Annotated in this window: 11 protein-coding genes and 1 other annotated feature; of the genes, 8 read left to right on the forward strand and 3 right to left on the reverse strand. The window is 42.6% G+C overall.

The features are described 5' to 3' along the window. Positions 1-18: 18 nt before the first annotated feature. From KFE26_RS06930 to KFE26_RS06955, 6 genes are all read left to right on the forward strand, one after another. Positions 19-1,110 carry a 3-deoxy-7-phosphoheptulonate synthase gene (locus KFE26_RS06930; protein WP_113940660.1) on the forward strand — a complete coding sequence of 364 codons (1,092 nt, stop codon included), beginning with the start codon at positions 19-21 and terminating at the stop codon, positions 1,108-1,110. 27 nt (positions 1,111-1,137) lie between these two features. Next, complete coding sequence (tyrA, locus tag KFE26_RS06935) at positions 1,138-2,277, forward strand: bifunctional chorismate mutase/prephenate dehydrogenase (protein ID WP_113940659.1); 1,140 nt, start codon at positions 1,138-1,140, stop codon at positions 2,275-2,277. A gap of 216 nt (positions 2,278-2,493) precedes the next feature. Continuing rightward, positions 2,494-4,158, forward strand: a complete 1,665-nt coding sequence (hcp, locus tag KFE26_RS06940; RefSeq protein ID WP_212599990.1) for a hydroxylamine reductase — start codon at positions 2,494-2,496, stop codon at positions 4,156-4,158. Between the two features lie 74 nt (positions 4,159-4,232). Next, positions 4,233-5,408, forward strand: a complete 1,176-nt coding sequence (locus tag KFE26_RS06945; RefSeq protein WP_212599991.1) for a hybrid-cluster NAD(P)-dependent oxidoreductase — start codon at positions 4,233-4,235, stop codon at positions 5,406-5,408. 156 nt (positions 5,409-5,564) lie between these two features. Beyond that, positions 5,565-5,900 carry a hypothetical protein gene (locus tag KFE26_RS06950; RefSeq protein WP_028760805.1) on the forward strand — a complete coding sequence of 112 codons (336 nt, stop codon included), beginning with the start codon at positions 5,565-5,567 and terminating at the stop codon, positions 5,898-5,900. Positions 5,901-5,943: 43 nt separating this feature from the next. Continuing rightward, positions 5,944-7,239 carry a sodium:proton antiporter gene (locus KFE26_RS06955; protein WP_212599992.1) on the forward strand — a complete coding sequence of 432 codons (1,296 nt, stop codon included), beginning with the start codon at positions 5,944-5,946 and terminating at the stop codon, positions 7,237-7,239. Between the two features lie 174 nt (positions 7,240-7,413). Here the strand turns inward: KFE26_RS06955 and KFE26_RS06960 are convergent, their stop codons facing one another. Both KFE26_RS06960 and hpf read right to left on the reverse strand, forming a co-directional pair. Further along, the gene (locus tag KFE26_RS06960; protein ID WP_212599993.1) at positions 7,414-9,408 is read right to left on the reverse strand and encodes a chorismate mutase; all 1,995 of its coding nucleotides are present in this window, start codon (positions 9,406-9,408) and stop codon (positions 7,414-7,416) included. A gap of 41 nt (positions 9,409-9,449) precedes the next feature. Further along, positions 9,450-9,566 (reverse strand) — a sequence feature (Phe leader region). 1,621 nt (positions 9,567-11,187) lie between these two features. Continuing rightward, positions 11,188-11,544 (reverse strand): ribosome hibernation-promoting factor, HPF/YfiA family, encoded by a 357-nt coding sequence (gene hpf, locus KFE26_RS06965; RefSeq protein WP_105249847.1) that lies wholly within the window; start codon positions 11,542-11,544, stop codon positions 11,188-11,190. Positions 11,545-11,843: 299 nt separating this feature from the next. Between hpf and KFE26_RS06970 the strand changes: the two genes are divergently transcribed. After that, positions 11,844-12,536 (forward strand): cytochrome b/b6 domain-containing protein, encoded by a 693-nt coding sequence (locus KFE26_RS06970; protein ID WP_212599994.1) that lies wholly within the window; start codon positions 11,844-11,846, stop codon positions 12,534-12,536. 73 nt (positions 12,537-12,609) lie between these two features. Here the strand turns inward: KFE26_RS06970 and KFE26_RS06975 are convergent, their stop codons facing one another. Continuing rightward, positions 12,610-13,059: a cytochrome c gene (locus KFE26_RS06975; RefSeq protein WP_212599995.1), complete on the reverse strand. Its 450-nt coding sequence runs from the start codon at positions 13,057-13,059 to the stop codon at positions 12,610-12,612. Between the two features lie 190 nt (positions 13,060-13,249). Here KFE26_RS06975 and trpR point away from each other — a divergent pair, with 190 nt between their 5' ends. After that, positions 13,250-13,525: a trp operon repressor gene (gene trpR, locus KFE26_RS06980; protein WP_028760799.1), complete on the forward strand. Its 276-nt coding sequence runs from the start codon at positions 13,250-13,252 to the stop codon at positions 13,523-13,525. Position 13,526: the final 1 nt, after the last annotated feature.

The raw sequence follows: 13,526 nt of genomic DNA on the forward strand, positions 1-13,526 counted from the left end.
AAGTCTTAGGTGGTAAGCATGCAACAAGATACGATTAACAACGTACACATCAGTTCAGAGAAAGTCTTAATCACGCCGCAAGAGCTTAAAAATGCCTTGCCACTCTCTGAGCATGCTTATCGCTATATCCTCAATGCTCGCAAAACCGTGGCTGATATTGTTCATAAGCGTGACAATCGAGTATTAATTGTCACTGGCCCTTGCTCAATCCATGATATCGCCGCCGCAAAAGAATACGCTTTAAGGCTTAAAACTCTGCACGATGAACTCAGTGATGAGTTTTATATCTTAATGCGAGTCTACTTTGAAAAGCCGCGTACTACGGTAGGTTGGAAGGGCATGATCAACGATCCCGATATGGATGAATCCTTCGATGTCGAAAAAGGCCTGAAAATGGCCCGTGAGCTGATGATTTGGTTGGCCGAGTTAGGACTGCCTGTTGCAACCGAAGCACTCGATCCTATCAGTCCTCAGTACATTTCTGAGCTTGTCACTTGGTCTGCCATTGGCGCTCGCACCACTGAATCGCAGACCCATAGAGAAATGGCATCGGGTTTGTCTATGCCGGTGGGCTTTAAAAATGGCACCGATGGTAAGCTCGATGTAGCGATTAATGCGCTAAAATCGGCGGCCAGTAGCCACAGATTTATGGGTATTAACCAACAGGGCCAAGTCGCATTATTGCAAACTGCAGGTAATCCCGATGGCCATGTTATTTTACGCGGTGGTGCAACGCCCAACTATGATGCGGCAAGTGTGGCAGAGTGTGAAACGCAGCTCCATAAAGCCAAACTCAATGCCCGTTTGATCATCGATTGCAGCCATGGCAATTCATCCAAAGACTACAGCCGCCAAAAGCCTGTGTGTGAAGATGTGTTCGAGCAGATTTATAACGGCAATAAGTCGATTATTGGCGTCATGCTAGAAAGTCATTTAAATGAAGGCAATCAAAGTTGTGATAGGCCATTAAGCGAGCTAGCTTACGGTGTTTCTGTAACAGATTCTTGTATTAATTGGGAAAAAACAGAAACCATTTTACGGGAAGGCGCAGCGAAGTTATCTTCAATACTTCCAACGCGTTTCGATATGCTTAAAGTAGCTAATGCTTAAATTGGTTACAGCTTAATGGACTCAGGTATGAATGAAAAAACAACGGCCGAATTAGAACACCTTCGCGGCCTGATTGATGGTGTTGATCAGCAATTACTGCACTTACTGCGTAAGCGCTTGGATCTCGTTGCGCAAGTGGGCACGGTGAAACACGGCGCCGGTTTACCTATTTATGCACCTCAGCGTGAAGCCGCCATGCTGGCTAAACGCCGTGAAGAAGCAAAAACTATGGGGATCGAGCCGCAGTTGATCGAAGATATTTTGCGTCGCTTGATGCGCGAGTCTTACCTTAATGAGAAAGATGTAGGCTTTAAACAAGTCAAAAAAGATTTAGGATCTGTGGTGATTGTCGGCGGTAAAGGGCAACTCGGTGGACTTTTCTCACAAATGCTGACCTTATCCGGCTACCAAGTGAATCTGCTCGATAAAGATGATTGGCAGCAAGCGGATAACCTATTTGCCGATGCGGGGATGGTGTTAGTGACTGTGCCGATTGCGATTACTTGCGAGCTTATTCGTGAAAAGCTGACCCAGTTACCAGCAGATTGCATTCTGGCGGATTTGACCTCCATCAAGACTGAGCCAGTTAAAGCCATGCTTGAGGCGCATTCTGGTCCCGTCGTTGGTTTTCATCCTATGTTTGGTCCTGATGTGGGCAGTCTGGCGAAGCAAGTCGTGGTGGTGTGTCATGGTCGCTCGCCGGAAAAATACCAGTGGTTACTTGAGCAGATCGCCATTTGGGGAGCTCGGATTGTCGAAGCAGAACCTGAGCGTCACGACAATGCGATGCAGCTAGTGCAGGCAATGCGTCACTTCTCGACCTTTGTGTATGGTTTGAATCTGTGTAAGGAAGAGGCCGATATTGATACTTTACTGCAATTTAGCTCGCCGATTTACCGATTAGAATTAGCTATGGTAGGGCGCTTATTCGCCCAAAGCCCAGAGCTTTACGCCGATATTATTTTTGCACAGCAAGATAGCCAGCATGCTATTGGTGATTATTTAGATAACTACCGTGAAGCGTTAGAGCTACTAAAACGGGGTGACAGGAACGAGTTTATTAAGCAGTTCCAAAGTGTCGCCAAATGGTTTGGGGATTTTGCCCCTCAATTCCAACGCGAAAGCCGTATTATGCTGCAATCGGTAAATGATATGAAAACCAATTAATAAATAAACAGTTACTCTTTAAAACGCCCATCATTGATGGGCGTTTTTTTATGGATTTTTAACAGGTCACATTGTATTTATTAGTAATTGCTTAAGGTGATCTTTCTCTAACATTTAGCATCTCACTTTAGAAATGACTGTCGCTTATGGCACGTTTAGGTAGACTAGTTTTAAACATGCAAAAATAAAGCATGAATTTAAATTAGGAGTCTATCCATGTTCTGTATTCAGTGTGAGCAAACCATTCGTACACCCGCTGGCAATGGTTGTAGTTATTCCCAAGGTATGTGTGGCAAGTTGGCGGCAACGTCCGATCTGCAAGACTTGCTGATTTACATGCTGCAAGGCGTGTCTGTTTATGCGGTTAAAGCTCGCGAGCTGGGCATTATCGATGCTGAAATTGATAGTTTTGTGCCTAAAGCCTTTTTCGCGACCCTCACCAACGTCAACTTCGATGATGAGCGCATTATGGCCTATACCCAGCAGGCGGCTAAGTATCGTGCTCAGTTAAAAGCTTCTTACGAAGCGGCTTGTGAACAAGCCGGTATTGCTGCTGAGCAAGTGCCGCAAGTCGCTCAGTTAGTGCTGGGGACCAGTAAGATTGAAATGCTAGCGCAGGCACCGATTGCACTGCTGAATAAAGATAAGCATGAAGTTCATGAAGACATCATGGGATTGAGGTTATTGTGTTTATATGGTCTTAAGGGCGCGGCTGCTTATATGGAGCATGCTCGCGTGTTGGGTCAGACTGATGCTGATGTGGCAGGGCGCTTCCATGAAATCATGTCTTTCTTAGGTGAGCCGAGTGTAGATGGCGATAAGCTGTTTACTACGGCTATGGACATAGGTCAGTTGAACTACCGCATAATGGCAATGCTGGATGCGGGTGAAACTCAGGCCTTTGGTCATCCTGAGCCAACAGTGGTCAACACTAAGTCAGTTAAGGGTAAAGCCATACTAGTCTCTGGCCATGACATGAAGGATTTAGAGCTTATTCTCGATCAGACTGCAGGCAAGGGTATCAATGTGTTTACCCACGGTGAAATGCTTCCTGCACTAGCGTATCCAGCCTTTAAAAAATATGCACATCTTGTCGGAAATTACGGCAGTGCTTGGCAGAATCAACAGCAAGAATTTGCCAATTTCCCTGGCGCTGTAGTGATGACATCTAACTGTATTATCGATCCAAATGTGGGTAGTTATAGTGATCGTATCTTTACTCGCAGCATAGTGGGCTGGCCTGGTGTGGTGCATATCGAAGGAGATGATTTCTCGGCTGTCATTGATAAAGCGTTAGCCTTAGAAGGCTTTATCTATGATGAAATCCCACACACTATCACTATTGGTTTTGCCCGCAATGCCTTGATGGCCGCAGCGCCCGCCGTGGTTGAAAATGTAAAGAGTGGTGCGATTAAGCATTTCTTCCTTGTTGGCGGTTGCGATGGCGACAAAGCCGACAGAAGCTACTTCACTGAACTTGCTAAATCCACACCTAAGGATTCAATAATCCTGACGCTAGGCTGTGGTAAGTATAAATTCAATAAGCTCGAATTTGGTGACATTAACGGTATTCCACGTTTGCTCGATGTGGGCCAATGTAACGATGCCTATTCAGCGATTCAGTTAGCGATTGCATTAGCTGAAGTGTTTGAATGTGATATCAATGAATTACCTCTAAGCTTAGTGCTTTCTTGGTTTGAGCAAAAAGCCATTGTAGTACTGCTGACCCTGTTGTCACTTGGCGTTAAAAATATTCGAACAGGCCCGACGCCACCTGCGTTCCTGACGGCCAATTTAGCCAAAATTTTGGAAGATAAGTTTGGCTTGCGTAATACCACGACAGTCGAAGCCGATTTAAAAAATATGTTAAACGTGGCTTAAATCAACCAAGAATTGTTGCTGAACTGCGGTTTTTGCTTATTTACTGAGGCCGCAGTGTTTTGTGGGTAAATGCTATGAACATGAGTGTGATAGCGGGAGCGCGGGCATTATCGGTTTCGCCCCATAAACCTGGAAGTGTTAATCAATTAGTGTGCGTCGAACGCTGGAATGAAACCTCGGATGTCGTGAGTTTTCGTTTTCAAGCGGGCGAGCCGATGAAGTTTGACTATAAGCCCGGTCAGTTTATGACCTTTGTGCTTGAGATTAATGGCGAGCAAGTGTGCCGCAGTTATACCTTGTCATCATCGCCATCTAGGCCATATTCCTTGATGGTGACGATTAAGCGTGTTGCGGGTGGACTCGTATCTAATTATCTTATCGACAATCTATTACTCGGCCAGAGTGTGCGAGTGCTGCCGCCCGCGGGGCAATTTAATCTGTTTGATATTGCTCGGCTAAGCCATAAACAGCCAGAGACTGAAAAGTTAGATGCTAATCTGTTAGCTATAACGGCGCAGAAATACCTTTTTTTGAGTGCTGGTTGCGGTATTACCCCCATGTACTCTATGTCGCGTTATCTGACTGATACGCAAATTGATGCTGATATTGCCTTTGTGCACAGTGCGCGATCAGAGAATGATATTATTTTTAAGTCATCATTGGCGACTATGGCCAACCGTTTTAATGCATTTAAGCTCAGCTACGTACTTGAGACTGTCACTGAAACACTGGGGTGTTCACCAAAGATAGCATTCGATTTCGGGCGGTTAAGTGCACAGATGCTACAAACCTTAGTACCTGATTTTGCAGAGCGTACTATCTACCTTTGTGGGCCAGAACCTTATATGCAAGCGGTAAAAGCCTTATTGGTCGAACTCAATTTTGATATGAGTCGGTTATACCATGAGAGTTTTGCCACGGCCGAGAAAGTTGCCCGCAGTCAGCTTATGCAAGCAAACTCGTCAGATGGAACGAGTGAAAACCCACCTGAAGGGACTTTTACCTTGTCTATTGGCGATCGAAGCACGACGCTAAATCAAGGACAAAGTCTGCTGGAGGGAATTGAGGCCGAAGGGTTGCCGATTATTGCAGCCTGTCGTTCGGGCGTTTGCGGCGCGTGTAAGTGTCAAGTCTTGGAGGGAGAAACGGTATCGACAAGTGTGATGACACTGACTGCTGCAGAAATTGAGGCCGGTTTTGTACTCGCTTGCTCCACAACATTAGCATCCGACGTGACACTTAAACTTTAACGTGCTGCTAATCAGCGTCATTTACTTGTGACTTATTTTTAAATGGATGGAAATATTTCTAATCCTTAGTTGCGCTTATCTCAGTGAGAACGTAAGGTTAATGGCAAGGGCGTATGATGTTTGCGCCCAGTCTATTAGTCTGGCTGGAGTCTCTCAATGACAATGACAACTACTTATGCCGCAAAAATTGAAGACCGTACTCTGGGACATTTGTTGTACGCCTTGATGTCGGGTTTTCCCTTATTATTACTTCCTGTGCTGCTAAGTTTGTTCATTAATCTTTCCCAACGCCAATTCCATGGTAATCCATTATTGGCGTCGCATTTACGTTGGCAACGGCATTCTAATCTCGCCTTTCTTGGCTTGCTAGTGCTCGGCTATTGCGTTCCACTGACTTGGCTCAGTCTTTCGATTTATCTCTTTGGGATCATTTGGTTTTGCCACAGGATCATTAAAGGGTGGTTAAGTCTATTGGATGGTTTAGAAATCTAAACTTGTGCTAGAGTCTCTAAATTGATGATTTTTAGAGGCTCTTATGTCCAGCTACCAAATTCTGTGTGTCCTCTGCGCGTTGGCGCTAGTGACTTCGGTTATCTCCTCTCGCGTCCATAAACTGCAGGAAACTGTGGCCATTACTGCTATTGCCCTAGGAATGAGTTTGTTGTTGCTCCTTGGGGGAAAGGCTTTAGGTGGGGACATTTATGTGTATTTTGTCTCTGGCTTAGAGAAACTCGATTTTCAAGCTTTACTGCTCAATGGCATGCTCGGTTTTTTACTCTTTGCTGGCGCATTACAAATCCGCTTAAAAATACTGAGGCATCAAAAGTGGGAGATCCTAATCCTTGCTTTTATAAGCACCTTATTGTCGACATTTATTATAGGTGGGCTGTTATTTTGGTTCGCGCCTATGCTGGGTCTCCCGCTACAATTCAGCCACTGCTTACTGTTCGGCGCCTTGATTTCGCCCACCGATCCTATCGCTGTTTTGGCTATTTTAAAGAAAATGGGTGCGCCGGAAGATATTGCGATTCAAGTAGAAGGAGAATCTTTATTTAACGATGGCATAGGGTTAGTGATTTTTGTGGCAATATCGCAATTGGCTTTCTCCACCGAGCCACTGACGTTTATCCATATCTCTGAGTTATTTATTCGTGAGGCAGTAGGTGGGGTTATTTACGGTGGCGTGCTTGGTTTTCTGCTGCATCATTTTTTCCGCTACTGCGAGGAAGAAACGCAATTAATGCTGGTTACCCTGCTGATCCCAACCGCGGGATATGTCATGGCGGATGTGCTTGGTGTTTCTGGTCCTTTAGCTATGGTGAGTGCGGGGATCATCATAGGAAATTTCAGCGTGCCTAAGTTTTTTGCTCGTAATGAGCGAGTGAAACTATTTACTTTTTGGTCGCTGATTGAATCCTTCTTTAATGCCTTACTCTTCCTATTGCTTGGTTTATTACTTTTGTTAGTCACTTTTAAAGCGCCATTATGGTGGTTTATGTTTGTGGCTATACCAATAGTGTTGTTGGCGCGTGCAATGAGTGTGTTATTACCTTATTTGGGCTTTCGATTGTTTAAGTCATACAACCCCTATGCTGAGACGATTTTGATTTGGGGTGGTTTAAGGGGAGGATTAGCCCTCGCTATGGCGATGAGTTTGCCTGAGGGTATCGTCATAGATGCTATTGGTGGTGTAGAGCTGCGGGAGTTGTTGTTAGTGATGACCTATGCCGTCGTCGTATTTTCGATTTTAGTGCAGGGCTCTACTATGACAGGGCTTATCCGTAGGAGTAATGCCGTTACTAAACCATCGAGTGCTGTTGGCTCTTCTTAAAATGCATAAAGGATCACTGCGCTGCAATACTAAACAATATTAAGCCTGCTAGTCATCACACTGGCTAGCAAGCTTGTCTGAGTCAATTAGGGATAAAAGATGTCTTATTTTTCCCTTAACACACTTCGAACTAACCACATTTCACTTTAAATTAAATCAATCAAGATCAAAGCTTTAGTTCGCCCGATATAATTCCCGTACCACAGCGCTTATTAAGTTAAGCGACTCATGGTCATCACTGCTAGCTAGTGGACAATTGAGTATCAATCCATCCACTTTAAGCTGTTTAATACCTTGTGTTTGAACCAATAGGGCATCATCTGATACGGCATAACTTGGGTTGATCAAAATCGGCAAATGGCTCGTGGCTTTAATCTGGATCAGACTCGCTAAATCGAGTGTAGGTAGATTGGCGTTATTTAAGGTTCTAATGCCTGAGTCACACAGAACCAGTTGCTGATTGCCTTGGCTTAAAATGACTTCTGTTGCCGTGAGTAATTCTTCAAAACTTGCCATATCGTTACGCTCAAGTATTAAAGGTATCGGTAGGGTTCCTGCTTGAGTCAGTAAAGTTTGGTTAAACATCTGCTTGCCTGCGAGGAATAACATATCGGCGTGCTGGACTGCTAATGGCATATCAGCTTCTTGCGCTATGGCAATAATGCACACTAGGCCATATTGATGCAGGATTTGGCGTAGTTTAGCGAGAGTAACTTCTGCCATAGTCAGTTGATTAACAGCGCTGAGCAAAACGGCTTGGAATCCCGCTTCTTTAAGCTGCTTCACTTGCTGCTCGAAAGCCGATAATGCTAAATGTGAAATGTCATTATTCAGTGTGATTTGGGCTATGGCACCGACATGCCCTGCACCGATTGTCATTGCGCCACAGTTGATTTCACTGGCTTGCTCTTTATAGGCTTTGCTATATCGAACTGGACTGGCATTAGCACCATTTTCGCTGATGACTTGATCCTTAGAGGTGCTGGGCTCAATCAGTAGCTGGCTGTTGCTCAGCTGTGTGGGCTTGACTGTTTCACAAGGATAACAGCCTAATACTTTGATAAAACGGGTGATCCGCTCGAGTTGCTTTAAACCCGCCTGCATAGATTCACTGGAGATATTCGCGTCGATATCCAAATAGAACATCTCTTCCCAAGGAGTCCCTGGAATCGGGCGTGACTCTAATTTGCTCATGTTTAACTGATGCGCTTTTAGAACCAGTAAGGCTTCCACTAAAGCACCGGCTTTTTGGCCTGTTGCCATGATCAATGTAGTCTTAGCGGGTAACTGCTCTGGTACGGCAACGGCTTTGCGTGCAACAACGATAAAGCGACTTTGGTTGATCTTCTGATTCGCTAAACCTGCTTCTATGGACTCAAGTTGATAGAGTGCACCACCTTCGGCGCTGCCAATCGCTGCTGCACTGTTATCTGGACTTTGGTTTACCTTTTCCATTGCTTCTGCGCTGCTTGAGCAGTATTCCAGTCTCAAGTTTTTGTGTTGAGTTAAATATCTGCTGCATTGGCTAATAGGCTGAGGGTGGGCATAGACAGTTTTGATCTCAGCTAATTTACTGCCAGCTTTTCCTAGTAGGCAATGGCTGACTTCAATCGTCGTTTCGCCAACAATCGACAGACTGGTGTGCTGTAGCACGTCGTAGACTTCGTTGATTGAACCTGAAGATGTGTTCTCAATCGGCAGGAAACCATAATCAGCATGTCCAGACTCAACGGCTTGCACTATTTCATCGAAAGTTTGGCAACCTAAGTCCAGCATTTCAACTTGGCGACGTTGGCAATAGCGTGTAGCTGCGAGATAAGAGTATGAACCTCTAGCACCGAGGTAAGCGATACAATACTGTTGTTTTTGTGTCTCTGGATTGGCGCGGCCGTGAAGGTAAGCTTGTTGATTCAATACTGAATCTTCAATGATGCTCTGGTAAAGGGAGATAACATAGTGGGCATCTAATCCTTTCTCTCTGCCTTCTTTCACGAGGCGAGCGAGCAGTTCTTTTTCCCTTTGAGTATCTCTGATGGGTCTGACATCCACTTCTTTGCTACGGGCTACTTCTAAACTTAAGCGACGGCGCTCAGCGAGTAATGCCAGCAGTTCATTATCCAGATGGGTGATCTGCTCTCGGGTTTGATTTAAAGGCTGTGGTGTATGCATTCTGACCTCAATTGCCGCCATGTATTTTATCAATCGTTTAAGACAAAAAAGCCTCCCAGTTGGGAGGCTTTGGATTTTTACTTTCGTTTTTACACAGTAAATCCGCCTCCTAGAGTGGGGGTGTAAAAAAGAAAGTAAAAAAAGCTGCTGTTATCATTTTCATGATCTTAAAACTAAAGGGCTAGGGCTTAGCTGTCAATCAAAACTTTCTTAAAGGTAATCTAAAAAGAAAGCGCACCCGAGGGTGCGCTGGTTTGGTTCAAGTATGTATATATGGTCAAGCGAGTTTATCCTCCTTATGGTCAGTGTGGGACAAGGTAACACATTCGTTTATCTTACATTTACGTGTAACAGTAAAACATTGACAACTCACTAGATAACGACTTGCATTTACAATGAACATTAACAAGTACTTTATGCAGCATAGCGTATAACCTTGAAACTATGCAGTTTGCAGTACCAGCGAACTTACGTTGACATGTCTTGCACTTATATTTTAACAATTAACACTTGCATGGAGCTATAACATTAAAAACTAACACTAACAAAACGAACATTTAAAAATAAACGATTTACGGCTCATTGGTTGTACTAGGTACATTTTGCTGTAAGAACAGCTTAGCCTTGTCACGCGTTTAGGTCTTGCTACTTACATTATTACCATTATTGCCATTATTATTTTTTACTTTAAAACCTAACATGTTAATACATGGAGCGTATAAAAACTTTCATTTACTGTTATTACAATTTTCGTCAAGTCTAGATTTCCTCCTTTTAAGTTGATAAGTAAACATTATTTAAGGTGTCTATAAATATCAAAACTCAACTAATGGTAAACGTTAACACATTACATAAATAAACATTTATACGTTTTACAGTTTTTACTATACAAATAACACTAAGTAAACTAATGACTTTTAATCAAATCAACGTATTGCACTTACATTAAATCACACGCTAAAAACGCTAACTAACATATCAGTGTAAATATGACTCTCTTTATATAACTAATCTACATCTAACTAAACGTGACAGTTGTTACCTCATTTTATCTCAGTGTTTAGCACGTATTGGTGCTGACCCGTTTTACAATAAACGCTTTTATTCATGTAGCTTTTGTAAATGTGACTTTTGTTTATGTTTACCTGAGCCTCCATTGTGGATATAAACATTTTATAGTTAAAGGTTTTGCTAATGTACTCGTTGTACTGTACTCGGCTCCTTATGTTAACTCTGGTATTCAGCAATGCCGCCTGTTTCTGGTGGTCATCCTGATATTGGGTCAAAATTGAGTACTGCTTTTAGTGAATGCCAACATACTTGATTGTTTCTAAAATCAAATTGTTCGCTCTTGTGTTGCCTCCTTTCCAAACTTGCTATTGAAAGTGGAACCTAGTTGAAAATAAAAATTGAACTTTTAAACGTAGAAATTATAAGTAAAATTAATCATTAACAGTAAACCTTAGTACTTAAAACTATATAGCTTAGATTAGTAGTGCTCCTTAGTTATATCCAGTAACGTTACTTAGAACTTAAGATCTGTTAATCAATATTTGTAAATCAAAATTTAAAGTAAATCAACATTTGAAACGATTTAAATCCGCACCACTTCGATTCTTGCTGTCACTTTGTAAAGTGTAGTAGGTATTTAGTCAAAAGAACTGTTTTTTTCATCATTAAAATGATTGCACTAAGCTTTTGTAAAAACTGTGATCTGATTAAATATTTCTACTTTATTGCTCTCAAAGTGATGCGTTTCTCGTACTCACCAGATTTAAATTATGCCGCATCTTCCTCCTCGTACTCGTCGTCAATTTCAACAACATTATTAGTCGGTGTTAGTGATGTGGAGCGTTGAGCTTCAGGTTTGTGTGTTATGCGATTGAGCTGCTTCTCTAATTTTTGGCCCATAGCGTTAATCGCAGTATATAAATTTTCATGTTTTGCTTGAGCGAAGAGTTCTCCATTTGGGATGCCAACCGATGCTTCAATTTTGAAACCAGGTTTCTCCTCCGTAATGATTACATGGGGATTTATCATTTGCACATCATGCCTTGAAAGTTTTTCAAAACGGCTTTCAATGCGTTCGCGAATAGGAGATGTGACTTCAAGTTGCTTGCTAGTAATCTTTAGCATATTTCGAACCTTCTGTTGTTTCCTTGGATTTCAGATTACCAAGGTTCGCACTATAAAACGAGATGTAGATCACGTTTTTGTGCCCATTAGATACTGTTCGTTGGATATTTGATCACTTAGACAAATATCAATAATTCTTGGCCCAAAAGCCTTGTATTGCCAGCTAAATGGGGTCATATTCGATGGGATAACTCCGCAGTCTTTGCCCTTATTTACTTATATTTACTTTAAGTTTCATCCCGAATCCCGATAAAATACCTCTACTTATTCCATTCGGTCACTTTGAGTTTGCCCATTTTATGAATACTGAACACGTTAAAATTAAGGTCTGGGATTTACCCACGCGAATTTTCCATTGGGGCATGGTGTGTCTGTTGGCACTTTTATGGTGGAGTGCCGATGCGGGCGAAATGCAGTGGCATCAAATTTTTGCTTATAGTTTGCTGATCCTTATTGGATTTAGGATCCTCTGGGGGCTCATTGGTAGCGATACGGCAAGGTTTAGCCACTTTGTTCATCACCCCAAAGTTGTACTCGACTACTTGAGGACGATTCGAACTAAAGGGATGTCTGTGGTACTTGGACACAATCCTATCGGTGGCTATATGGTCATCGCGTTGATTGGGATCATTAGCCTTCAATTAGTTACAGGCCTTTTTGCGACTGATAATATTTTTACCGAAGGTCCGCTATATAGCTACGTCAGTTCAGATACCAGTGGTTTTTTGACTTGGTTACACAAAACGAACTTTAACCTTATTCTCTTGCTGAGTGCCATTCATGTACTGGCTGTGATTATTCATGCCATGAAAGGGGATAAGTTAGTTGGTGCTATGATCAGTGGTTACAAGAAAGTCTCGAAGGTTGCTTTTTCATCAAGTGCGAAGAGCGAGCTTCGATTCAAGTCTGAGTGGCTTGCTTTAGTGCTGTTCACAGTATGCGCTGCTGTGGTCTTTGGCTATTTAATGTGGCCAATAGTGCAAGTTCTGTAGATTTATACTCAGTTTGGGAACAACAAAAAGCCTGCTATTTAGCAGGCTTTTTGATGGGAAAAACAACGTCAAACTAATCTTTCTTATAAATATCGTGACAACTTTTACAGCTTTTTCCTGTGTCCATAAAGGCTTGTTTGATTTCAGCTTGATTACCTTTTTGAGCTACAGTAGCCAGAATGGCAGCATTCTCTTGGAAGGTTTTCATTTTTGCATCAAAATCAGCTCTGTCTTGCCAAACTTTGGCTAGGGCTTCGGTATCACCTTTGTCTGAGCCATCAATAAAACCTTCGAAAGGAATTTTGGATAATGCAGCAACATTCGTTGCGCGCATTGCGAAGGTTTCGGCTTCGAAAGGTTTTTTACCTTTCATCATGGCAGCCATATCGCCGAAGTTATAAGCAATAAGACCAAATGCAGATTGGCGGTATTCAATTGCATCTTTAGAGTCTTCGAAATTGTGTGCTTGAGCAGTTGAAGCCAATAAGGTACTGGCAACGAGAGTAAGTAGTGATTTTTTCATCGTATTCTCACAAATTAGCGTCGAAGTGTGACATTGCACTCCTATTGTACACAAATTAACTTGATGTACTAGAAGCAATTTTGTCAGTTTTTGTCTGGATCAGACTGCTAAACGTAACAATTTATTTGTAAGTAGGCTAAATCTGTTAGACTGCTAATGTAATGCTTGAACAGTACTTATGAGGGTGATTATGCGAGCTAACTGGGATCTAGTATTAGAAAAAATTTTGAGCCACAGCAATTATGAAGATCTTTCTGTGTTGTTTCATTTACTGTTAACCGAAGAAGAACGTAGTGCCGTTGCCGGACGTTTGAAGGTCTTTCAATTGCTGTTAGACGGGGAAATGAGTCAAAGGCATATCGCTGCGGAATATGAAGTCAGTATTGCAACGATTACACGTTGTTCTAATTATTTGAAGAATATGTCTTCTGAGCATAGGGCGAAAGTTCAAAAATTAATTGGTTAGT

The sequence above is a fragment of the Shewanella sp. M16 genome (assembly GCF_018224605.1).
GTDB lineage: Bacteria > Pseudomonadota > Gammaproteobacteria > Enterobacterales > Shewanellaceae > Shewanella > Shewanella oncorhynchi.

Excerpts from the sequence above, each read along its gene's own strand:
- KFE26_RS06955 (WP_212599992.1), top strand. The coding sequence starts at position 5,944 with ATGTCCAGCTACCAAATTCTGTGTGTCCTCTGCGCGTTGGCGCTAGTG.
- trpR (WP_028760799.1), top strand. The coding sequence starts at position 13,250 with ATGCGAGCTAACTGGGATCTAGTATTAGAAAAAATTTTGAGCCACAGC.
- hcp (WP_212599990.1), top strand. The coding sequence starts at position 2,494 with ATGTTCTGTATTCAGTGTGAGCAAACCATTCGTACACCCGCTGGCAAT.
- KFE26_RS06960 (WP_212599993.1), bottom strand. The coding sequence starts at position 9,408 with ATGCATACACCACAGCCTTTAAATCAAACCCGAGAGCAGATCACCCAT.
- KFE26_RS06945 (WP_212599991.1), top strand. The coding sequence starts at position 4,233 with ATGAACATGAGTGTGATAGCGGGAGCGCGGGCATTATCGGTTTCGCCC.
- KFE26_RS06950 (WP_028760805.1), top strand. The coding sequence starts at position 5,565 with ATGACAATGACAACTACTTATGCCGCAAAAATTGAAGACCGTACTCTG.
- hpf (WP_105249847.1), bottom strand. The coding sequence starts at position 11,544 with ATGCTAAAGATTACTAGCAAGCAACTTGAAGTCACATCTCCTATTCGC.
- KFE26_RS06930 (WP_113940660.1), top strand. The coding sequence starts at position 19 with ATGCAACAAGATACGATTAACAACGTACACATCAGTTCAGAGAAAGTC.
- tyrA (WP_113940659.1), top strand. The coding sequence starts at position 1,138 with ATGAATGAAAAAACAACGGCCGAATTAGAACACCTTCGCGGCCTGATT.
- KFE26_RS06975 (WP_212599995.1), bottom strand. The coding sequence starts at position 13,059 with ATGAAAAAATCACTACTTACTCTCGTTGCCAGTACCTTATTGGCTTCA.
- KFE26_RS06970 (WP_212599994.1), top strand. The coding sequence starts at position 11,844 with ATGAATACTGAACACGTTAAAATTAAGGTCTGGGATTTACCCACGCGA.